The organism is Bacillus sp. AFS012607, from assembly GCF_002558005.1.
Classification (GTDB): domain Bacteria; phylum Bacillota; class Bacilli; order Bacillales; family Bacillaceae_G; genus Bacillus_A; species Bacillus_A thuringiensis_S.
Genome location: NZ_NTVM01000002.1, coordinates 151,104 through 175,358, shown reverse-complemented (window position 1 = coordinate 175,358; position 24,255 = coordinate 151,104). Strand labels below are relative to the sequence as shown.

The window sequence follows — 24,255 nt, the reverse complement described above, 5'->3', positions numbered from 1 at the left end:
GGTATAGCATGAAATAAAGTTGTTATGTTAACGTATACATATCGTCCTTTAAATTATAAATCTTTCATAAAGCGGAGAGTGGGTATCAAGAATGGAATTACGTCATTTAGAGTATTTTATTCAAGTTTGTAATAATAATAGTTTCACTAAAGCTGCGGAAGTTCTAGGTATTTCACAGCCGACTTTAAGTCAACAAATCCGTGTTTTAGAAGGGGAACTTGATACACCCTTGTTTCATCGAGTTGGAAGAGGTATCAAAATGACAGAAGCGGGTAAGCTGCTATTTGATAAAGGAAAATTTATCATGCAACAATTTGATGACGTGTATAATGAAATTTTTGAATTAAAGGGTGTAAAAAGAGGTGTGATTACTATAGGAGGTTTATTAGAGGATCTCACTTATTTAACACCTTATATTATGAAGTTTCAACAACATTATCCCAACATTGTAGTAAAGATTATAGAATCCGAAGTTGCTGTAAATCAAATCGTTGACAAAAATATTGATTTCGGGATTACACGTAGTGCTCAAATTCCAGACATATTAACAAGCACCCTTTTGTATAGTGAAGAGCTCGTCCTTGTAATTCCAAAAAATCATCCTTTGAATGAAAAATCATTTGTTTCTTTTCGAGAATTAGTAGGGCTGAGTAGAATAATGGTTTCATGTAGTTGTCGTGAATCTATTAAGATATATTGTGAGAGTTTAGGGTTATCTTTATCTGAAGCAAATATAGAAACAAAATCTTCTATTTCTCTATTGAGCCTTGTATACAATGGACATGGGGTTGCCATAATACCTCTTTCACTGGTTAACTTTGTTAATAATGATACTTTGAGCATAGTTCGTATTACTGATCCAACACCAAGCCAAGATATTAATCTTATTCACTTTGATGATAAATTTTTAAGTTTTGCAGCACGTATCTTTATGCAGAAGTTAAATGATTCGCAAAAAGTATCAGTGTAATAGAAATAATAATGATTCTAGTGTAACAATTGAAAAATTAAGATCTATATTAAAGTCAAAGGGCAGTGGATTTATATGTGTGGTGTAGTCGATCAAGAGGGGGATACCATTGACTTTTAATTAAGGAAAAAAGGACAGACTTTGCAAGGAGAGAAGGCTATCAAAAACAAGTTAAGTTAATCAATCAATTCTTCGGTCTTATCGCATAGTAACACATTCCATGTAGGGATATACAATGCTATTTCGAATCTACATACCCCTTATTGCAGAAAGAAAACCACCGGCATTATACCGGTGGTTTTGACTTAGAAAGCAAAGCAAGTACAACCGATACCCCATGTAGTTCCATCTTTTCCTATTACGGTATGAGTGTGTTGATGGAGAGGGTTACTGCAACTATGTAACTTGTTATCATGGGAATCGTGGGAAAGTATAGTGTTGGCTAGGTTAGCACCACCATAACCATAAACGCCCGTCGGTGACCAATCAGGTGATGCTGGCGGCAATTCAGGTGATAAATTTTTAAATTCATCATTTCCATAAACAACCTGCCCACCCATAATGGTGAGTAATGATTCAAGGTTTTTGATTTCTTCTTCTGGCACAGTAAAGTAGTCAGCAGACAATACAGCAAGATCAGCAAACTGACCTACTGCCAGGGTTCCCTTTTTACCTTCATCATCAGAGAACCACGCACTTCCTTTTGAATATAATTCCAGGGCTACTTTTCTATCAAGTTTATTTTTTTCATCGTATATGGAAAGCCCACCAATGGTTTTTCCGGCAACCATCCAGTAAAGGGCAACCCAAGGGTTATAGCTGGAAACCCTAGTTGCATCACTACCGGCGCCAACAGGTATACCAAGGTCTAACATACGATAAATCGGAGGAGTACGCTTTGCAGCTTCCTTTCCGTATAAATCAACAAAGTATTCACCTTGAAAAGCCATGCGGTCTTGGATGGCAATACCGCCATTTAAAGCCTTAACACGTTCCATACTACGATCTGAGATTGTTTCTGCATGGTCAAACCACCATCGTAGACCATTAAAAGGAATTTCACTGTTAACTTCCTCAAATACATTTAAGAAACGTGTGATTGACTCATCATAAGTTGCATGTAAACGGAAGGGCCAACGGTTTTCCACCAATAGAGAAATTACTTTCTTTAAGTCAGCTTCCATCATCGTAGCTAGTTCAGGCCGTGGCATTTGAAATTTTTCAAAATCGGCTGCTGAGAATACTAACATCTCTCCGGCACCATTCATTTTATACTTATCACTTCCTTGACCTGGAGAAACAATTTTTGCCCATGAAGCAAAGTCTTCATATTCATGATTTGGATTTTGCGTAAATAGATTATAAGCAATACGCAAAGTTAATTGTTCCTTCTCGGCTAAATGTTCAACAACTTTGTAATCATCCGGATAATTTTGGAATCCACCACCTGCGTCAATAGCACTTGTAATACCTAATCTATTTAATTCGCGCATAAAATGGCGAGTTGAGTTAATCTGGTCGTCAAAATTAAGTACTGGTGCTTTACCCAAACTTGAATAAAGAATAGAAGCGTTAGGATTCGCAATTAAAAGGCCTGTTGGATTACCTCGTTTATCCCGCTCAATTAAGCAGCCTGGAGGGTCTGGTGTATCTTTCGTATATCCCAGTGCATGCAGCCCTGCACGATTTACAAGTGCTCTATCGTAAAGATGTAGCACAAAGACAGGAGTGTGTTCAGAAACGGCATTAATTTCTTCCAAAGTTGGCAACCGTCTCTCTTTAAATTGAAATTCAGACCAACCTCCAACTACTCTTACCCACTGAGGAGCAGGTGTACGCCTTGCCTGTTCTTTGAGCATTTCTAGAGCAATAAAAAGTGATGGCACGCCTTCCCAACGTAATTCCATATTATAATGTAGACCACCACGAATAACGTGTATATGAGAGTCATTCAGGCCTGGAATAGCTCTCTTTCTTTTAAGGTCTATTTTCTTTGTTTTTTCCGTGGCACTATTAAGAAGCTCATCTCCACCTACTGCAGTGACTAAACCATCAGTTATGGCGATAGCAGATACCTCAGGTTGAGAAGGGTCAAGGGTAGTAATTTTTCCGTTATATAAGATCATATCCGGTAAAGTCATGTTCACACCTCGTCTACTTTCTATTATTTTGTAACCATGGATGAAATAATTTACCGAAAATCGGCATGACTACCCATGATAGCAAGGACACTATACATACAGAAACAAAAAAAGCTGACATAATAGGATTCATATGTTTTATAATAGGTCCTATCAATTTAGGAACTAACATGCTAAGAGGCCATACACCCAAAAGGGTAACGATAGACATTTTCCATTTTGGCGGTGGAACTGGCGTTTTCGGAGTAACAAACCAATAAGCCAAACTGCTTTCAGTTTTGTAAGTTGGATTAGTGGCTTGAAATTGCTCGGCCGTTTTTAACAAATCCCGGCGAACATCTGATTCTTGCCAAGCACGTAGATGCTCATACGTATCAAAGCGAAAAATAACAGTATACTCTCTGGATTCGTTACTTGGTGGGACTATTAGATTTACACCTAAATGTCCTGGGAATTTAGTAGCCGCAGCCTCAATTTCATGTCTCCATGTTTCAAACTGTTTTTCTTTACCCTGTTGAATTTCCCATGTAACAATCGTTGTTACTGGATTAGCAGCATCCATTGTGTTCTCTGTATGAGTCTCTTCGACAGCTACTCCTTCTAGTTTCATATTTTTCTGCTTGGAAGCGCGCCGTGAACCATAGTATATGCGTATTCTACACCTTGACCATAAGCGCCAGTGTGTTCTTTTACAATCTCCATTACAGCATCATAAGTGTCTTTGTGTGCCCAATCACGTTGGTATTCAAGTAAAACTTGAATTGCTGTCACTGGAATTGCACCAGCTTGTTCTACACGACGCATAGCAGCGTTATGTGCTGTCAAACTAGTACCACCTGAAGCATCATCAACTGCATACACCTCATAGCCAGCTTTAATTGCTTCAAGCACAGGGAATGCAAGGCAAACTTCAGTCCAAAGTGCTGCAAATATTAATTTCTTTCTACCTGTTGCTTTAACTGCTTCAACAAATTTTGGATCTTCCCAAGAATTCATTGAACTGCGTTCTATAATTTCATGGTTTGGGAATATGTCAAGAATTTGCGGCCAAAAATAACCAGAAAAGCTGCGTGTTTCAACTGTAGTAAGAATAGTAGGTACGTTAAAAGTTTTTGCTGATTTAGCAAGCAGCATAACGTTATTAATCAATGTTTGTCTATCAATACTTGCAACTCCAAAAGTCATTTGAGGCTGAAAATCAATCAAAATTAAGGCACTGTTCTCCGGATTTAACAATTCTAAATTACTCATAATAAAACGCTCCTTTTTTAATTGTTTAAAATCGATATTATTGAAAATAATGTTTTTTCTGTTAATTAAAAAGAGAGTGCTGATTTAATCAGCACTAAATGTATACTATCCATTTTTTAAAAAGTGATTTAAAGCTATTTCCTTGAAATACATTTATGCATTTTGTTTACTAAGATCTCGCTGTGCGCCCATATAGCTTCCAATTATATTTTGATAGCCTGGAAGATTGCTAGCAAGCAAATTGCCAAAACCTTCGACATCGTTGCGCCAATCGCGTTGTAATTCGCAAGCTACGCTAAACCAGTTCATAAGTTGCACACCACTATGTGCCATACGAGTATTTGCAGCATCTGCAACTTGTTTATTGAAAGTACCTGAAGCATCAGTAACAGCAAATACTTCATATCCAGCTTTTATAGCGGAAAGTGCAGGGAAAGCAACACAAACGTCCGTAACTACGCCGGCGATGATAATTTGCTTTTTTCCAGTTTCTTCGATTGCTTTTACAAAATCATCATTATCCCATGCATTAATTTGTCCAGGTCGAGCTATTTTTGGTGCATGAGGAAAGAGATTAACCAATTCTTGCATTAAAGGTCCGTTAGGTCCGTTTTCAAAACTTGTTGTTAAAATAACTGGTAAATCAAAAAACTTAGCAGTATGAGCAAGAGCTAAAACATTGTTCTTGAATTCATCAACACCATAGTCACGTACTAGTCCGGACATAAGACCAGTTTGATGATCTACTAAAAGCACGACAGCATCATCTTTGTTAATACGAGAATAGAGATCAGTCATTATGTATTCCTCCTAAAAATTAAGTAATCGAAGAAAGTTTAAATAGTCGAATACTATCATAAGTTTCTTCGTTTATAACTAAGCTGACCAATAATATTGGTTATAGCAGCATTCACAGAACATGAAGTGCTATACAAATTTATAGTATTTGAAAACTGATTCATTAATCAATTCTAAATTATCTATAATTTGTATAGGTCGTAACTATAGTTGTTTTCACTATAAAATAGATTGGTTTTACCTATACATCCTATAGATAGAACAATATTGATAGTCACCTATTTTTGTTATTACAATTGAATATGAGTAATGTTCAGTAATTATTTTATGATGAAAAAGGTATTAGAGGGGGGATTGTTCCAAACGGAGAAAAAATGCATTGGAACAATAGAGTTTCATACTTAGAGTTCACAACATAAACGTGCATGAATAGCTTATGAGATTCATCCGAATTATTGAAGAAAAGGATACATATTAAAGGAGGTAGGAGAATGGCAAAAATTACTGTAGGAACCGAAAATCAAGCACCAATTGAGATATATTATGAGGATCATGGTATAGGAAAACCAGTTGTACTCATTCATGGTTGGCCGTTAAGTGGTCGATCTTGGGAATATCAAGTTCCCGCTCTTGTTGAGGCTGGATACAGAGTTATAACATATGATCGTCGAGGCTTTGGAAAATCATCTCAGCCGTGGGAAGGGTATGAATATGATACCTTTACTTTTGATTTACATCAACTATTAGAACATTTAGAGCTTCAAAATGTCACACTTGTTGGTTTTTCTATGGGGGGAGGCGAAGTAGCCCGGTATATTGGGAAATATGGAACCCATAGAATAGAGAAGGCTGTATTTGCCGGAGCTGTACCACCATTCCTTTACAAGTCAGCAGATCATCCTGAGGGTGTATTAGATGATGTAGCAATTCAAGGATTTGAAAATGGAGTGAAAAGTGATCGCATAGCATTCCTTGATGAGTTTACGAAAGGTTTTTTTGCTGCTGGAGATCGAACTGACTTAGTTAGTGAACCATTTCGACTTTACAATAGGGATATCGCTGCGGGTGCATCACCTAAAGGAACATTAGATTGTATCGCTGCTTTCAGCAAAACAGACTTCAGAAGCGATTTAGCCAAGATTAATATACCTACCCTTGTCATTCATGGTGATTCAGATGCAACTGTACCATATGAATATAGTGGGAAATTAACACATGAAGCAATTCCTAATTCTAAAGTAGCATTAATAAAGGGTGGTCCACATGGGCTCAATGCAACGCATGCTAAAGAATTTAATGAAGCACTCCTATCATTTTTAAAGGACTGATTACAACTATATAATTGTTAATTGAGACATTATAAATAAGTTAAAATAAAGCTTTATAAAAGATGCTCTTGGATAAATCCAGGAGCATCTTTTTAAATATTGATATTGAGATGTTAGGTTAATAAATCGCCATTAGTTTTGGATTGAATATTCTTCTTAACAGCTAAAATGTATTGATTAGAGTTTTTTAGATTTCTTAGAAGTATTGTTATATTACTATCAAGATAATATTTCTTCCTCAAAACAAAGAAATATACATTTTTTTGAGGAAAAAATATCTTGTCAGAAAACAATAAAATCTTATTAATTTTTATAATTGGTAGAATTTTTATGGAAATAATTCTCTTAATATATTAAAATAACATCGTATTATGTCAGATTTTAATTAGGGGAGAGAAATTTTATGTTGAAAAAAATCATTCCAGTTGCTTTAGCATTAAGTACAGTTACTTTTACTAGTGTATTTGCTGCGCCTTCAATCCAAGCAAGTACAGAACAAAACCGCTACATAGATGTACAAATGCTCGGTATTAACGATTTTCATGGGCAACTAGACACAGTAAAAAAAATTAACAATAAAGATGCAGGGGGAATTGAGTACTTAGGGGCTTATTTACGTGATCGTGAAAAACAAAATCCAAATACATTAAAGGTACATGCCGGCGATGTTGTTGGAGCAAGTACTCCTGTTTCAGCATTATTACAAGACGAACCTACAATTGAATTTCTAAATGATTTGAAATTCGATGTTGGAACTATAGGGAATCATGAATTTGATGAAGGTGTTGCGGAAATGAACCGCCTTATTTATGGTGGGTACCATGAGAAAACAGGGAATTTTAAAGGAGCAAAATTCCCATATGTTGCTGCGAATTTCTATAATAAATCCACCGGGCGTCTATTTTTACCACCATTCACTATAAAAAAGGTACAAGGAGTGCCTGTTGGCTTTATCGGAGTCGTAACAACGGATGTTCCTAACCTTGTTATGCCTACTATGCTAAAGAATGTAGAAATTACAGATGAAGTTGAAGCTATTAACAAATCCGTAAAGCAATTAAAAAAACTAGGCGTTAAATCTATCGTTGTTCTTGCACATAACGGAGGTACAACAGATGGGAACGGCGTAACAAATGGTGATATTGTCCGATTAGCAAATGAGACTGATCCAGAAGTCGATGTTATTTTTGGTGGCCATAGCCATACTTATGTAAATGGAACTGTTAATAATAAACTTGTCGTACAAGCAAATTCATATGGTATGGCTTTTGCTGATGTTGATGTAAAGATTGATCGTAAGACACAAGATATTGTTGAGAAAAAAGCAGAAATTGTTACAACTTACCATGAAGGCATGGAGCCTGATAAAAAAATAAAGAAGAAGATGGAGAAATATCAAGCAAAAATCGCACCTCTTGTTAATGAAGTTGTAGGTAAGTCTATTGCTCCACTAGATCGTAAACTCAATACGGCTGGTGAATCTACTCTCGGAAATTTAGTTGCTGATGCCCAGCGTGCAACAATGCAATCCAAAATTGCACTTATGAATCCTGGTGGTATTCGTAATGACTTAGATGCTGGTGATATTACATGGGGAGAGATATATGGTATTCAACCATTCGGAAATCAATTAATAAAAGTAAATTTAACAGGTCAAGACATTCGTGATATTTTAAATCAACAATGGCAAAAAGATATAACAAGAATGCTTCAAATTTCAGGTATCCAATACACTTGGGATGCGAACAAGCCTAATGGAGAAAAAGTAACAAGTATTCGCTTAACAAATGGAGAAGAAATTATTCCTTCTAAAACTTACAGCGTCGTTGCTAACGCATTTCTAGCTTCAGGTGGAGATGGATTTGTATCTTTTAAAAACGGTAAAGATGCTGAAACAGGACCAACTGATTTTGAAGCATTAGTAGATTATATAAAAAAATCAAAAGAACCAATTCAGTCTATTATTGATGGAAGAATTCAAAAAATAAATTAGGTTTTTATTAATCTCAAAAAAAATAGATTACCTATACTTTTTATTGTACAGGTAATCTATTTTTTGTGGGTTTGAAATAAAGTCTTACTGTGGCCAATTAATAGTGACGGTGAATTTGGCCCCTATGGAACATTAAAATTGGATGATCCAAACAGTTATAACTACATTTTTGGACAGGTCAAAAAAGATCAATTTTTTATTGATTTACGTAAGGCGAACGGCGTGACAAAAACTTGGTTACACGAACAACATCCAATTTTCGCTGGAATAACTACCGAAGGGCCTGATATACCAAAAACTGTTGATATATCATTAGGTAAAGCGTTTGATATACTTGTTCAAATTCAAAAATTGAGTCCATCTCAAGTACATCAATAAATTTAGAATAATATGCCTTAATGACAAATTTCATAGTGTTTCATATAACACAATGAAATTTGTTTTATATAGCAAGAAGAATAATCGCATTAGAAAAAATTAGCAGTTTAACCTGTTAAGAGTAAAACGAATCTTCAATATGTAAAGCGCAAAAACACTGAAGCGAAAAGCATCGGTGTTTTTTGCGCTTTCGGGCACAGATGCTACTTCAACCCTAGTGTACAAGTGATTTTGTATGTAAGGAATTTGTAAGGAATAGGTAAGAAAAAAGAGATTTTCATTGTGTAGGATAAAAATATAAGGAGTCGTGAAGGGGGGATAAGTACGGCCTATATATAACAATCAGTAACAAGAGTGTTTTGTGAAAATAATGAGTACAATGATTGCAAATGCATTGTTGCCTTTTCATCATTGGGAGAATGGATAGCTATGTGGTTCGTATATGACACTGCTATCAACTATCTATACAATTTTAATAGAAGAGAGGAATTCTTTATGAAAACACGCAGTAAAATTACATGTGCAAGTCTAGCACTTTTAATAGCTGGAAGTTCCCTGTTATACATAACACCAACATCAATTGTAAAAGCAGAACCTACGAAAAATGTATCTAGTTCGTTACAAACAAGTACGAAAAGCGATCGTACTTCCGTTAAGAAAGCAATGCGAGATGAACTGCAACTTGGATACCCGGGAATACTCGCTCAAATTTCTAAGGGGGGGTAAAACTTGGAGTTATAGTGCTGGGATAGCGGATTTGAGAACTAAGAAACCAATGAAAGCAGATTTTCGCTTTCGCATTGGCAGTGTGACGAAAACGTTCATTGCAACAGTTCTACTTCAATTATCTGGAGAGAACCGTTTGAATCTAGACGACTCAATTGAAAAATGGTTACCTGGTGTGATTCAAGGAAACGGATATGATGGTAACCAGATTACTATCCGGCAAATATTGAATCATACAAGTGGTATTGCTGACTATATAAATTCAAAAGACTTTGATATTACGGATATAAAAAAATCGTATACGGCTGAAGAATTTGTAAAGATGGGGATTTCACTTCCCCCAGACTTTGCCCCAGGAAAGGGTTGGTCTTATTCAAACACAGGATACGTATTACTGGGGATCGTTATTGAAAAAGTAACTGGCAACAGTTATGCCGAAGAGGTTGAAAATCGGATTATTGAACCGCTTGATTTGTCAAATACATTCCTACCTGGCAATTCAAGCGTGATTCCAGGGACTAAGCATGCCCGTGGCTATTTGCAACTAGACGGAGCGAGTGAGCTAAAAGACGTTACTTATATTAACCCAGGTAGCTCGGATGGAGATATGATTTCTACTGCTGACGACTTAAGCAAATTCTTCTCTTACTTACTAGGTGGCAAATTACTGAAGGAACAGCAGTTAAAACAAATGCTTACTACAGTTCCTACAAATAGAGAGGGAACCGGATATGGTCTTGGAATCCTTGAAATTAAGCTTCCGAACGGTGTCTCAGTATGGGGACACAGGGGGGGCGTTCCAGGGTTTTCCACTTTTGTTGGTGGAACACTTGGAGGTAAACATATACTCGCTATCAATTCGAACAGTTTAAACATTAATAACCCGGAATTTTTTAAAAACATTTTACTTGCTGAATTTAGCAAGTAGGAAAAACGGATAAATTTTGTCATTTGTAATTTCCATCGGAATGGATTACCGCTTGAAATGAGTATAGAGGGATTAAGTATCTAGAAACAATCAAGCCAATCATGAAGGATGGCTAAGTAAAAGGATTTGTTTATACATTGGCCAATTAAAAGAGCAACACATATAATGAGTGATTATGTATATAGTATTGCATTTGTGTTGGTATCGTCACGGATTGTAAATTTGTATAAGGTGCGAAGTCTAATTTAAGACTTCGCACTTTTGCTGTTTAACAGCTTTTATTACGAAGCTATTAACAATAGAAAAAGGAGAATGTAACTAGTTATGTGGATACTACTGTATGATTGGTGCAACAAATTGTGACTCTAACGTATTTGAAAGGTTTGATAAATTCACCGTTTATCGTCCTGACATTGATATTAAAAAGGCATTTAGTGGTACTGCAAGACATCTTGCTTTTGGATCAAGTATCTATAATTGTGTAGGAGCAGCATTTGCAAAATTAGAAATTGAAATAGATTCAACGATCAAAGATAATATTAGCGGAAAAAAATTGAGGGACATTAAAGATTTTGTGAAGAGGACTTCAAAAATGAAATAACATTGTAATAAGTTATATTTCTATTATTAATTGAAAGTTATTACCCTATAAATTCAGTCATTTATTATATAACTGAGTGCATAAAAAATGAACCGAACTCTATTAAATAACGTAAAAGCTAAAAGGTTTTCGCTTTGGGAACATCTCAAAATATTAAATTGATGGTAACTTTGTTGTAGCTCTTTAAACATACCTATATTAAAACCCAAATTNNAATTTGGGTTTTAATATAGGAATCAATTTTTTAAAAAATTTTTAGAAATTTAAAGATAAAGTATTGTATACATGTAAGTATGATTAAAAATGAAAAGTTGTAAATGCTAAATTTAATTAAATATGCCTTACTCTCTTTAACATTGGCCTGAATGAATAGTTTATAGGAGATTACACTGGCTAAAGATGCGATAATTGTTCCAAGCCCTCCAATATTTACTCCTAGTAATAAAGCTTTCCAATCAGAAGTAAAGTTTGATAGAAGAATTGAAGTAGGAAAATTGCTAATCAATTGACTCAAAAATATGGAACTAAAGAAGACTGAAGTATCTCCTCTTAAATTAGCGCGAGCAAATGTCCCCAGTGCATCGGAATGGGAAATGTTTCCGATAAAAATAAAAAAACAGACAAAGGTTATTAGAAGAAAGTAATCGATCTTAAATAGTAAGTTTCTATCTAACGTAAATGCTGCTATCAGTGTGACTATTAGCGCGATGTAATAATTAATAACACCAAAAATAGATGCAATGATAGTAATAAGTATCAAAATCCAGACGGTAGCTTTTTTTCGATTTTTCACGGTAATAACAGGTAGTTCTATTTTCAAATCTGTTTTTTGAAGTTTTTGAGTAAATATAAATAATAAACTAATTCCAAGTACAGCTAAAAGCAGAATTGAACCTAAAAATGGGATGAGCTTAATTCCATAGTAAGAATATAGGTATAAATTTTGTGGGTTTCCCATAGGCATCAAGCTACTACCGATGTTTGCTGCAATTGTCTGCAGGATGATTGTATCCATCATGTTCATTTGTGTTTTTTTACTAATGACAAGTGTTATTGGTACAAAAGTGAGGAGAGCAACATCATTTGTTACAAACATGGAGCAAATAAAGCATAACAAAATTAGAATAATAGATATTGACCTGCTGTTATTGCATTTATTTAAAATCGCAACGGCAAGTTTGTCTAATATCTTTAGCTGTTCCAAGGCCTTAATGGCTACCATCAGATTAAATAAGCTAATTAACACTTCAAAGTTAATATATTCGATCTTTGGCGAATGTATTAAGCAGCTTACAATTGCTAGTATCAGTGAAATGGTAAGCACTAAATCCTTTTTTAAAAATTCGAATTTCATAAGGAGTCTTTTTTTATTTTGAACGAATACTATTTCTTTCACAATACACCACCTGTAATCTATGTTAGTAAATATACGTTTTTTGGGATAACTCGATATTGCTAGAAAAGAGGATGTCATAAGGTCCTAAATAAGAGTTTTGTAATGTTTCATCCCTTCAACAAAATCTTTTTTTCTTAGTGTCTTTCATGTTGTAAATATGTGCAATATAGACGAATCCAACTAGGGGGATTAATTGAGAAAACAAATGTTTTTTGTATGATAACATAAATAAATTAAATGTTTTATTTTTTTTAATATTCTTATAATATTCCATTGATTCTTGATTTCAAATACTTTATATGAACTTCTAAAAGAGAAAAAATATGCATGTTTTTATGAAGAAAATAGAGGCTTGTCAGAGGTTAGGTAGAACAGCATCCGCGACGTTTGGATACTGTATAAAATTCACAAAATCTCACTGTTTTTTTAGATGAAAAATCTTAAAATATTTTTTTGTTTTTATAAAAATCTGTACTTTTTCGTAACATTCTGTACTTTTAATTATAAATTAAAGACAAGCTTCTCTTAGTTGAAGATTGAAAGCGCTTCATAGTTTTTCTATAAATTTTTTATCTAGCCTATTTTTGAGATTAGTAGTGAGAAAGGAGATATTTCCATGTTCTTGAGAAAATTAACAAATAACCAGTTAATCACTATTGATTTTATGATTTAAATCACCGGTAAACGAAACAAACATAATAGTACAACAATGTTAGTGGATAAAAATATTAGTTTGCAGAAAGGGGTAGAGCATCCGTTTGTATAAGCGTTAAGTACTTCAAAATTTCAGTTTTACGGTTACATGTTGTGCTGTTTGCTTAAACAGGCCAATCCGATTAATATAGAAAATTTTTATCCTTGTTGTATTTGAATATGAAAGAGGTATTTATACCAGGAAATATAGGTGATTTTATATAAATTATAATATATAAATTTTGGCGTGGAGTGATGATATGGAAAGGTTTTTTGTAGAGTTAGTCGGATCAACAAATGATTTTTTATGGTCTAAATTGTTAATTATTATGCTTGTTATTTGCGGAATTTATTTTACATTTAAATTGAATTTTGTACAGTTTCGAATGTTAAAAGAGATGGTCCGTGTATTAATGGAGGGGAAAAGTGGTTCTAAAGATCAAATCTCTCCTTTTCAAGCGTTTTGTATTGGTATGGCAGCCCGCGTTGGGACAGGGAATATTACAGGAATTGCGATTGCAATTGCATTAGGTGGTCCTGGAGCTGTATTTTGGATGTGGATTATTTCTATTATTAGCTCGGCATCTAGTTTTGTCGAAAGCACATTAGCACAGATATATAAAGTAAAAGATAAAACTGGTTTCCGCGGTGGTCCATCCTATTATATGGAAAAAGGGTTGAATAAACGTTGGATGGGAGTATTATTCTCTATTTTAATCACAATTACTTTTGGACTTGTATTCAATTCAGTACAATCAAATACAGTTACAATTGCTTTTCAAAACTCATTTGGTACAGATCGTCTAACAGTTGGGATAATCATGGCCATTGCTTTCGCTGCGATTATTTTTGGTGGTGTACAACGTATTGCAAAAATGGCTGAATACAAGGTGGTATTTTTAGCGGTATTATACATTGGAGTTGCATTATTTGTTGTAGTTACCAACATATCAAAAATGCCGGAAGTTCTTTCTCTTATTGTTCAAAACGCATTTGGTTTTAAACAAATAGCAGGCGGTTCAATTGGTGCAGCACTTATGAATGGAGTTAAACGCGGTTTATTCTCAAATGAAGCTGGTATGGGAAGTGCACCAAACGTTGCTGCAACAGCAACAACAAGTCATCCGGTGAAACAAGGACTGATTCAAGCATTTGGTGTATTAACGGATACACTAATCATTTGTACTAGCACCGCCTTTATTATTTTGCTGTCTGATGCATATAAACAACCGGGGTTAAATGGTATTGCACTTACACAAGCAGCATTAAGTGAACACATAGGCCCTTGGGCATCGGGTTGTCTTGCTATCTTTGTTTTTTTATTTGGATTTGGTGCGTTAATTGGCAACTATTATTATGGTGAAACAAACATTCGCTTCTTACATACAAGTAAAGTGTGGTTAATGATATACAGAATAAGTGTGTTGGCTATGATTGTATTTGGTTCTGTTGCAAAGATTCAAATTGTATGGGATTTAGCGGACTTATTTATGGGCTTTATGGTTATTATTAATTTAATTGCTATTACCTTACTTTCAAAAGTAGCATTTGCGGCGTTACAAGATTATATAAACCAGAAAAAAGCTGGTAAAGATCCTATTTTTTATAAAGAAAACATTAAAGGACTTGAAAATATTGAATGTTGGGATAGTTATGAGAAAACTTCAAAAAAGAAAAGTGTGTAATAAGAAGGATATTCAGACTGCAATATGTCTGAATATTTTTCTTGGTTCTAGTGCAAATATTATTGATTATAGTAAAGAAAAAATCATTCTATATAAAGTTAATAGTACGGGGGAATATTATTAAATGATAAAGGATTCTAGCGTTCAAGTTGAGGGGCAAGAAAAAGTTTGCTTAGATCAATGGGTAGCTCATTATCGAGCGTATGCAGCTAAGGGACGAAGCGCCAGTTATATTCCCGCTCTGGGGGAAATAAATGTATCGCAGTTAGGTATTTGTATAGTAAAGCCAGATGGAACAATGATAAAATCAGGAGATTGGGAGATACCTTTCACATTACAAAGTATATCAAAAGTAATCGGTTTTATAGCCGCTTGTTTAAGTCGCGGTATTTCTTATGTATTAGAACGAGTTGACGTAGAGCCAACTGGAGATGCCTTTAATTCAATTATTCGTTTAGAGATACATAAACCAGGAAAACCTTTTAATCCTATGATCAATGCTGGAGCGATTACGATAGCTTCACTTTTGCCAGGGACATCGGTGCAAGAAAAATTAGAATCTCTATACGTATTAATTGAAAAAATGATAGAGAAGCGTCCCGCTATTAATGAAATAGTATTTCAATCAGAATGGGAAACGGCTCATCGTAATAGAGCATTAGCATACTATTTAAAGGAGAATGGTTTTCTAGAATCAGATGTGGAGGAGACACTAGAGGTTTACTTAAAACAATGTTCGATTGAAATAAATACAGAAGATATTGCCTTAATAGGGCTTATACTAGCACATGATGGATATCATCCTATTCGCAAAGAACAAGTGCTCCCTAAAGAAGTAGCTAGGTTAACAAAAGCTTTAATGCTTACTTGTGGAATGTACAACGCTTCTGGAAAATTTGCTGCTTTCATTGGATTACCAGCTAAGAGTGGGGTATCCGGCGGAATTATGACACTTGTTCCCTCAAAATCTAGGAAGGATTTATCGTTTCAAGATGGATGTGGTATTGGTATTTACGGACCAGCCATTGATGAGTATGGGAATAGTTTACCAGGAATTATGTTGTTAGAACATATTGCAAAAGAATGGGATTTAAGTATATTTTAAAAAGGAGCACAGATATTTTGGTGTTAGAGCGAGTCCAAAAGTGTTCAGACCTTATATTGTGTCTGAACATTTTTGAGTTATAAAGTATCTTTCTAAAGTAGAAGGGTGTAATGAATACTCACAATCTATAATGCTTTCGTTTATAACTTATTTATCAGTTTTTGAAAAAAATAGAGTAAGTATTGTATTAATGCAAATAGGTTTGTATACTGACTGTTAGGCGAAAGTGAGAAGTGATTATTTTGAATCTTAGTAATTTAGTAAAAAAAGACATCTATATTCTCGTTTTAATGATACTTACAGTGCCCTTAGTAGGTGAAATAAAGTCATTTCCTTTAAATGAAACATTTAGAATGAGCTTTGGCGCACCAACATTTTTCTTTTTTTTGTTATTATTTCGACGAATTCCAGCATTTTTACCGGGCTTTTTAACAGCGATAGTCGTGGTAGTATTTCGTATCTCAATGGATGTCATTATAAAGGGAAATATGGATTGGCTAGCCGCTTTTCATACTCACTATCCTAGTTTTTTCTTTTATTTTACTTATTCGTATCTCTTTCATTTAGCAAAAATTAAACGTTTTTATCATCAACCACTAATGATTGGTTTTATTGGTTGCATGATTGAAATACTGTCAGACTGTGTGGAATTAATGATTCAATATTTCGTATTAAAAACATCAATCACATCTGAGGCAATAAATGAGATCATTGTTATCGCATGTTCCCATAGCTTTATAGTTCTAAGCTTTTTCAATATGATGAAATTGTATGAAGCGCAATCAAGGGAGAGACACATAAAGAAACAAAATGAACACATGCTCATGCTTATCTCTAATTTATATGAAGATGCTGTTCATTTAAAAAAAACATTACAAGATGCTGAGAATATAACAAAAAAATCCTATGATTTATATAAAACCTTAGACTCTTTTGAGCATAAACAGATGGATTTTCAGTTTCAGGATTTAAGGCAACAGGCATTACAAATTGCTGGCGAGGTCCATGACGTTAAAAAGGATAACCAACGCATTTTTGCGGGACTTTCAAAACTAATTTCTGATGAAAGTTTTACAGATTATATGTCTGTACATGAACTGGTAAACATCATTATACGGGCAAATACGAAATACGCACGGTTGCTAGAGAAAGACATCCAATTTGTGTATAAAATTGATGGTGTGCATCCTCATTATCATATTTACACAATCTTATCTATTATAAATAATATCGTTACAAACGCTGTAGAAGCTATCCAAGGTATGGGAATCATCACAATTGACATTAATAAAGACCATCATTTTGTTGAATTTCGAGTAGGAGATAACGGTCCAGGTATTTCTTCAAAATATAAAGATTCAATTTTTGAGCCTGGGTTTACTTCTAAATATGATGATTTAGGCAATCCATCGACAGGCATCGGACTATCGTATGTTAAAGAAATGGTCGAACAACTAGAAGGTGATGTTACGCTTGAGGACAGAACCGAAGGAAAAGGATCAATTTTTATAATTAGATTAGGGATTGATCATATAATTTCGAAAGGGTGATTCTATGTATTTTTATATAGTAGATGATGAAAAAGCGGTTCGCTCAATGTTGGCTCAAATTATCGAGGATGAAGATCTTGGAGAGGTTATAGGAGAAGCTGAGGATGGTTTATCTTTAGAGCAACACATGCCAATCCTTAAAAAGATAGACATTTTATTTATCGATTTGTTAATGCCGATTCAAGATGGAATAAAAACAATTCGTCAAATAAAGCCTTCGTTTAAAGGGAAAATCATCATGGTTTCTCAAGTAGAATCAAAAGAGTTAATTGCTGAAGCTTATTCGCTTGGCGTTGAATACTATATTATTAAGCCAATTAACCGGATTGAAGTCTTAACAGTTGTTGGGAAAGTCATTGAACGAATTCGTTTGGAAAAATCAATAAAAAACATTCAAGAATCGCTTAATATGGTATTAAAATTGGATAGTAATGCAAGTGCGCAAGAAAAATACCGTAATGAAAAACATTTAAATACTTTTAATCACTTTCAAAATTCCATTCATTTTCTTTTGTCTGAATTAGGAATAGCCAGTGAAAGTGGAAGTAAAGATTTAATGGATATGCTAGATTATTTATATAAATATGAACAAGATAACACGTTGGAACAAGGTTTCCCCTCACTAAAAGAGATTTTTATGAATTTAGCTCAAAAAAAACTTGGGGATTCAGCTGAAGACGCCGAATTAAAAAGGTTCATAGAAGCTTCCAAACAACGGATTCGGAGAGCAATATATCAATCATTAAACCATTTAGCTTCCCTTGGACTTACTGATTTTTTAAACCCGAAGTTTGAAAATTATGCTTCTAGATTTTTTGATTTTACTACCGTAAGGAGAAAGATGACAGAATTGAATAATGAACCAACAGTACCTGCTCGTATTGATACGAAAAAATTTATTCAAGTTCTTTATTTTGAAGCAAAACGAATACACCTGGAGTTAAGATGATAAACTCTTGCTAATTATTATTTTCAATTGCTAGATTGATAATTGTTTTCATGTTATTTGTTTTATATAGTTTTTCTAAGAGAGTATTTTCCTTTATTTCATATTGATTTTAAAATCAGAAAATTCCGTATCGATTCGGTAGAAGTGTATGAACTTATAACAAAAGAATATGTATTTTTTATTTTTTTAAACATTAATATTCATTTAAAAAAACGAGTATTTTCACAATGAAATATAAATACATAGTAAGTTGAATTTAAAAAAAGATGCTATCTTCTAGCATCTTTTTTTCTTTAAGAGGAAATATCATTAATACTTATATTATTTGAAATTCAAATGCAGGCATACAAATAAGGGAAAAGGAGATAATATCTAACAAATTATAATTGGAAATGGTATTTTAGGTCAGAAATGTTTTTATACTAACTAGGTTATTGGTGCTAAATAAGCATAATGTCTCGCTTTTCTGCTCTTTAATCTTATAGTTATTTTTTATTAAGTACATATCGTTCTTTAGAAATCTCAATCCTAGCAGAGTATATAAATTGGGTGATAAAAATGTGGAACATAATTACTTCTTATCTTCCAGATTGGAAAGTCTTTGTACAAGCTTTTATCTTGTTTTTAATTCCGTATACTATCTCAAGATTTTTTCATTGGGTTCGTATGTCAGAGAAAGAGTGGGAAGAATGAGTTGGTGGAAGTCAAGAGACAAACAAGTGAAAAAAATAATATTCAAAGTAAAACGAAACAAGAGCATAAACCTTCTCAAAATGCAATCGTTCATTTCACAAATGATTTTGCCTCTAACTTAGAACTTATAAAGCAACAAATCGGACATAATTCTGATGTTCGCTTTCGGAAGTTTAATATTGGACGCACAGATATTCAGGCTGGGATCGTTTTTGTTGATGGCCTATCAGATAAAGAGATAATTGACAAACATATTATGAAATTACTAATGGATGATTTTTCTGATGAATATAAAAATGAAACTTCTTATGTGGAGGGGACTGTTTCAAAAGAATATATTAAAAATAAAGTTCTTACAATTAGTGAAGTAGCAGAAGTCCATTACATAAAAGATTTAATACCCAAAGTATTGATAGGTTCAACAGCTCTTTTAATTGATGGTTTAGCAGATGTGTTTATTCTTGGTACAACAAAAGCAAATAAACGAAACATTGAAGAACCAGTATCGGAGGCATTAGTCAGAGGGCCACGGGTCGGTTTTACTGAAGTATTAAGTGATAATACCTCACTTTTGCGACGACATTGTGCGGATGAGAGCTTATCATTAGTAAAGCTACCAGTAGGAGAACGTGCAAAGAAAGAGTTAGTTGTCGCATTTATTAGAGATCTTGCTAGTACAGAATTGGTGGATGAAGTAAAAAATAGAATTCAGAAAATTGACATAGACAGTGTACTCGAATCTGGTTATATAGAGCAACTCATTGAAGATAATTATCTAAGTCCTTTTCCACAGATTCAAAATACAGAACGACCTGATCGTGTTATTAGTGCTTTAATGGAAGGTCGAGTAGCTATTTTGTTAGATGGAACACCATTTGTTTTAATTGCTCCAGTTACATTTAGTATGCTGCTGCAATCACCAGAAGATTATTATGAAAGGTGGCTTCCTGGTACGCTTCTCCGCTTATTACGCTTCATGACAGCTTTTGTTTCATTATTTGCTCCAGCACTGTATATTTCTTTTATTTCATTTCATCCAGGATTAATTCCCACTAAGCTCGCTATTTCTATTATCGGATCGCGAGAAGGAGTTCCTTTTCCCGCTTTAATAGAAGCGTTAATTATGGAAGTAGCTATCGAAGTTTTGCGAGAAGCAGGTTTACGTCTGCCTAAACCGATTGGACCTGCAATGGGAATTGTGGGCGGTTTAATAATTGGTCAAGCTGCCGTAGAAGCAGGAATTGTTAGTCCAATAATGGTTATCGTTGTTGCGGTAACAGCTATTTCTTCTTTTACTATTCCACAATATAGTGTAGGAATTACGTTACGCATTCTTCGTTTTGTAGCTATGTTTTGTGCTGCGATATTTGGTTTGTATGGAGTTATTCTCTTCTTTCTTTTACTTTGCAGTCATTTAGTGAAACTGAAAAGTTTTGGCGTTCCTTATACCAGTCCTGCTGTTCCATATCGATTCAGTGACTGGAAAGATTTTATGGTTCGCATGCCATTAAAAATAATGAGACGTCGACCAAAAATAATGCATACCAAAAAAAATATCCGCAAAAGGTAGCTGATGACGAAAGGAAGTGGCCTTCAGTGATTACTAAATTTAAAGACCGAATAACAACTTCACAGGCAGTTGTTATTATTGTAAATTACATACTTGGGACAGGAATTCTCACTCTGCCTAGAGCATCTGTGGAAAAAGTGAAAACACCAGATGTATGGATAAGTGTGATATTAGGTGGAATACTGGCAATGGTTTCAGGAGTAATTATGGTCAAATTAAGTCAGCAGTTTCCAGAAAAAACATTTTACCAATACAGTCAAGATATTGTAGGGAAATGGATAGGCAGGTTGCTTAGTTTTCTTATTATAGGGTATTTTCTTACAACTTCAGCATTTCAAATTCGTTCAATGGCAGAAGTAATAAGCTTTTTTTTGCTCGAAGGAACCCCCACATGGGCTATTGTTATGCCTTTTATGTGGATAGGTCTCTATTTGATTATGAGTGGTATTAATTCAATTGCACGGATGTTTGAAATAATATTTCCTATTACTGTTTTTATTTTTTTAATCATTTCCTTTATGAGCATCGGAATATTCGAGATAGATAATCTCCGTCCCGTATTAGGTTTGGGAATTAAACCAGTATTAGATGGGATAAAAACAACGTCTCTCGCATATACAGGTCCTGAAATTATGTTAATTCTTTTGGTATTTATGGAACAACGAAATAAAGCAGTAAAAGCTATTTTAGTTGGAATTTCTATTCCGTTAATCTTTTATGTAATAACTGTTGTAATGGTCATTGGTGCATTATCAATTGATGGGGTTGTAACAAGAACATGGCCGACAATTGACCTTATGCGCAGTTTTGAAATTTCTGGATTGATATTTGAACGTTTTGAATCTTTACTGCTTGTAATATGGATTATGCAAATATTTGCTACCTATACGATTAGTTATTATGCAGCTGCATTAGGATTAGCGCAACTCTTTAAAAAGAGTATTCATCCGTTTATTTTTGCTTTGATTCCAATCATTTACATCACTGCTATGACTTCGAAAAATATAAATGACTTGCTTAAATTGGGGGATATGCTCGGTAATGCTGCTTTATTTTTATTTGGTTTACTGCCACTGCTTCTTCTTATTATTACGCGATTAAAAGGAGGAGTAGTGTGAAAAATAAATTTAATTATATGCGGTTCTATTTTGCTTTGTTATGGACGCTTTTGCTTCTATTTTTAACAGGATGTTGGAGCAGTAAAGAAGTAGAAGAGTTGAGTTTAACTGCAGGTATAGCACTAGATAAAGGGAAGAATTCAACAATTGAGAAAGAAGATGAGGAAGGAGGTTATCCTAAAAGAAATCTTATAACAGCTACTTATCAAATTGTTAGTTCGCAAGCACAAAGTAAAGGAAATGGACAACAAAAACGTTATATAAATGTTTCTGAGACCGGTGATTCCATTCATCAAATTGTTCGTGAGTTTTCATTGAAAAGAGAGAGCACAATGTTTAGCCCACATTTAAAAAACATTGTTATTAGTGATAGTCTTGTACGTACATACAGTTTAGAACAATTACTTGAACAGTATCTCCGTGACAATGAAGTTCGGCTTAGCTGTATGCTCTTAATTAGCAAGGGTCTAGCGAAGGAGGTACTGGAATCAAACAAAAAAGGAGAAATCCCAGCATTTCGTTTGTCTGGAATTGCAGATAATAGAAATAGAACAACAAGGATTTTACCCCCTGTATCGCTCGCTAAATTGGAAGGAAAGATGCGGTCAGGGTTCAGTTTTCTTTTGCAAAATGTAATATCGATAAAAGGGGAAACAAAATTTGCAGGAGCTGCTGTAATTAAAGGGAAGACAAAAAAGTTGATGGGCTTTTTAAATGAACAGGAATTGGAAGGAGTAGTATGGATAAACGGAAAAAGGAATGGTGGTGTGGTAAAAACTTTTGATAAAGAATCAAAGAAACTCATTATATACGAAATAAAGTCAATAAAAAGCAAAATCATACCACATGTTAACGGAAATAATATTTCCTTTGATGTAAACATTGAATCAGAAGGGCGTTTGTCTGAAAATTGGATGCAATCAGGAAAAGATTTTGAAAATGAATTTTTAAAAAAGGAAGAAAAAGCTATTGAAAAAGAAGTAAAGCACTTAGTACATCATGTTACAAAAAAAATACAAAAAGAATATCAAGTCGATATTGCGGGTTTTGGCAACCAATTAAGAATTAAACACCCGAGAACATGGGAGAAAGTCAAAAAAGATTGGGATCAAACATTTAGTAAAGTACCGATTAAATATCATATAAATGTAACTATACAAGATTATGGAGCGTCAAGTTTAAAACGATGAGATACCTTAATTGAAATTATATTTGAATCAAAACAAAAAGTTATAAAAGTTTTAATTTGAAAATTTTTGTAACTTTTTGTTTTTTTATGTCCTTCTTATTATAGATTAAAGAAATGATTTTATCCCGCTATTTGCCGGGCAGTAAGACCCACACCTCAAAATTCAGCGAAAGCAAAGAAGTTATTAGAGGTATATGTAAGCTCTATATAGGAAGGAGAATTTTGAAATTCTATTGATAAACCAAGTAATTGTAATAGCCCTTATTTAGAATAATAATTTCAAAATCAATAAAATTTAGAGTAGAAGGAGCAAGAGCAAATTATTATGAATAAACAAATAGGTTTTATCGGATGTGGAAACATGGGTATTGCTATGATAGGTGGGATGATTAAAAAAAATATAGTTTCTCCAGATCAAATAATTTGTTCAGATTTAAATGTCATTAATTTAAAAAATGCTAGTAATGAATATGGCATAACTATAACTACTAACAACAATGAAGTCGCTAACAGCGCTGACATTTTAATTTTATCAATCAAACCAGATTTATACTTATCGGTAATTAACCAAATAAAAGATCAAATAAAAAATGATGTAATCGTTGTAACTATTGCTGCAGGAAAAAGTATTAAGAGCACTGAGAATGAATTTGGTAGAAAGTTAAAAGTTGTTAGAGTAATGCCTAATACACCGGCACTTGTTGGAGAAGGAATGTCTGCGTTATGTTTTAATGAAATGGTTACAGAAAAAGATATAAAAGAGGTACTGAACATATTTAATATTTTCGGCCAGACGGAGGTCATAAATGAAAAACTAATGGATGTTGTTACATCTATTAGTGGTTCTTCTCCAGCATATGTGTATATGTTTATAGAAGCCATGGCAGATGCTGCTGTACTTGGCGGTATGCCGAGAAAACAAGCTTATAAATTTGCGGCTCAGGCTGTATTAGGTTCTGCAAAAATGGTATTGGAAACAGGAATACATCCAGGTGAATTGAAGGATATGGTTTGTTCTCCAGGTGGAACGACGATAGAAGCTGTAGTAACGCTAGAAGAAAAAGGTTTAAGAACAGCTATCATTTCAGCTATGAAACGTTGTACGCAAAAATCTATGGAAATGTCTAGTTTAACTAGTAAGTGAGAAGCGAATTTATATAATATTTCAAATCTATTTAATGTAAAAGAAATAT

17 protein-coding genes and 2 pseudogenes are annotated in these 24,255 nt (G+C 33.9%); 14 read left to right on the top strand and 5 right to left on the bottom strand.

Annotated elements, in window-relative coordinates; genetic code table 11:
* Nucleotides 1-91: 91 nt before the first annotated feature.
* Nucleotides 92-970 carry a LysR family transcriptional regulator gene (locus CN409_RS01190; protein WP_000423185.1) on the top strand — a complete coding sequence of 293 codons (879 nt, stop codon included), beginning with the start codon at nt 92-94 and terminating at the stop codon, nt 968-970.
* Between the two features lie 305 nt (nt 971-1,275).
* On the opposite strand, the gene CN409_RS01185 is transcribed toward CN409_RS01190, so the two are convergent.
* From CN409_RS01185 to ycaC, 4 genes are all read right to left on the bottom strand, one after another.
* A complete protein-coding gene (locus CN409_RS01185; protein ID WP_000174494.1) occupies nt 1,276-3,111 on the bottom strand; it encodes an amidohydrolase in 1,836 nt (611 codons plus the stop codon).
* A 13-nt stretch (nt 3,112-3,124) separates the two neighbouring features.
* Entirely contained in the window at nt 3,125-3,721 is a 597-nt protein-coding gene (locus tag CN409_RS01180) for an antibiotic biosynthesis monooxygenase (protein WP_097980992.1), read from the bottom strand.
* A complete protein-coding gene (locus CN409_RS01175; RefSeq protein ID WP_000067162.1) occupies nt 3,718-4,362 on the bottom strand; it encodes a hydrolase in 645 nt (214 codons plus the stop codon). Before CN409_RS01175 ends, CN409_RS01180 begins: the two co-directional genes overlap by 4 nt.
* A gap of 153 nt (nt 4,363-4,515) precedes the next feature.
* Nucleotides 4,516-5,160 carry an isochorismate family cysteine hydrolase YcaC gene (ycaC, locus tag CN409_RS01170; protein WP_097980991.1) on the bottom strand — a complete coding sequence of 215 codons (645 nt, stop codon included), beginning with the start codon at nt 5,158-5,160 and terminating at the stop codon, nt 4,516-4,518.
* A gap of 491 nt (nt 5,161-5,651) precedes the next feature.
* Between ycaC and CN409_RS01165 the strand changes: the two genes are divergently transcribed.
* The 5 genes and pseudogenes from CN409_RS01165 (at nt 5,652) to CN409_RS01145 (ending at nt 11,114) form a co-directional block, all read left to right on the top strand.
* Nucleotides 5,652-6,488, top strand: coding sequence for an alpha/beta fold hydrolase (locus CN409_RS01165; protein WP_097980989.1), 837 nt, complete (start codon nt 5,652-5,654; stop codon nt 6,486-6,488).
* Nucleotides 6,489-6,891: 403 nt separating this feature from the next.
* Complete coding sequence (locus CN409_RS01160) at nt 6,892-8,481, top strand: bifunctional metallophosphatase/5'-nucleotidase (protein ID WP_086402533.1); 1,590 nt, start codon at nt 6,892-6,894, stop codon at nt 8,479-8,481.
* A gap of 99 nt (nt 8,482-8,580) precedes the next feature.
* Nucleotides 8,581-8,859: pseudogene (locus tag CN409_RS31305) on the top strand (erythromycin esterase family protein); the annotation flags it as partial.
* Between the two features lie 495 nt (nt 8,860-9,354).
* Nucleotides 9,355-10,513: pseudogene (locus tag CN409_RS01150) on the top strand (serine hydrolase domain-containing protein).
* 340 nt (nt 10,514-10,853) lie between these two features.
* Entirely contained in the window at nt 10,854-11,114 is a 261-nt protein-coding gene (locus CN409_RS01145) for a hypothetical protein (RefSeq protein WP_000578627.1), read from the top strand.
* Nucleotides 11,115-11,358: 244 nt separating this feature from the next.
* Here CN409_RS01145 and CN409_RS01140 read toward each other — a convergent pair whose 3' ends face one another.
* The gene (locus CN409_RS01140) at nt 11,359-12,510 is read right to left on the bottom strand and encodes an anion transporter (protein WP_000659287.1); all 1,152 of its coding nucleotides are present in this window, start codon (nt 12,508-12,510) and stop codon (nt 11,359-11,361) included.
* 953 nt (nt 12,511-13,463) lie between these two features.
* On the opposite strand from CN409_RS01140, the gene CN409_RS01135 reads away from it, so the two are divergent.
* The 8 genes from CN409_RS01135 (at nt 13,464) to proC (ending at nt 24,206) form a co-directional block, all read left to right on the top strand.
* Nucleotides 13,464-14,888 carry an alanine/glycine:cation symporter family protein gene (locus CN409_RS01135; protein WP_000439283.1) on the top strand — a complete coding sequence of 475 codons (1,425 nt, stop codon included), beginning with the start codon at nt 13,464-13,466 and terminating at the stop codon, nt 14,886-14,888.
* Between the two features lie 124 nt (nt 14,889-15,012).
* On the top strand, nt 15,013-15,993 hold the full coding sequence (glsA, locus tag CN409_RS01130) for a glutaminase GlsA (protein WP_000588648.1): 981 nt from the start codon (nt 15,013-15,015) through the stop codon (nt 15,991-15,993).
* A gap of 233 nt (nt 15,994-16,226) precedes the next feature.
* Nucleotides 16,227-17,543, top strand: a complete 1,317-nt coding sequence (locus tag CN409_RS01125; RefSeq protein WP_086410002.1) for a sensor histidine kinase — start codon at nt 16,227-16,229, stop codon at nt 17,541-17,543.
* A 4-nt stretch (nt 17,544-17,547) separates the two neighbouring features.
* Nucleotides 17,548-18,492: a response regulator gene (locus CN409_RS01120; protein WP_097980988.1), complete on the top strand. Its 945-nt coding sequence runs from the start codon at nt 17,548-17,550 to the stop codon at nt 18,490-18,492.
* Nucleotides 18,493-19,189: 697 nt separating this feature from the next.
* Nucleotides 19,190-20,755: a spore germination protein gene (locus CN409_RS01105; protein ID WP_306418447.1), complete on the top strand. Its 1,566-nt coding sequence runs from the start codon at nt 19,190-19,192 to the stop codon at nt 20,753-20,755.
* Nucleotides 20,756-20,781: 26 nt separating this feature from the next.
* A complete protein-coding gene (locus CN409_RS01100) occupies nt 20,782-21,873 on the top strand; it encodes a spore germination protein (RefSeq protein ID WP_097980985.1) in 1,092 nt (363 codons plus the stop codon).
* Nucleotides 21,870-23,063, top strand: coding sequence for a Ger(x)C family spore germination protein (locus CN409_RS01095; protein WP_097980983.1), 1,194 nt, complete (start codon nt 21,870-21,872; stop codon nt 23,061-23,063). The genes CN409_RS01100 and CN409_RS01095 overlap by 4 nt, the downstream gene beginning before the upstream one ends.
* Before the next feature lie 324 nt (nt 23,064-23,387).
* The gene (proC, locus tag CN409_RS01090; RefSeq protein ID WP_097980982.1) at nt 23,388-24,206 is read left to right on the top strand and encodes a pyrroline-5-carboxylate reductase; all 819 of its coding nucleotides are present in this window, start codon (nt 23,388-23,390) and stop codon (nt 24,204-24,206) included.
* Nucleotides 24,207-24,255 lie beyond the last annotated feature (49 nt).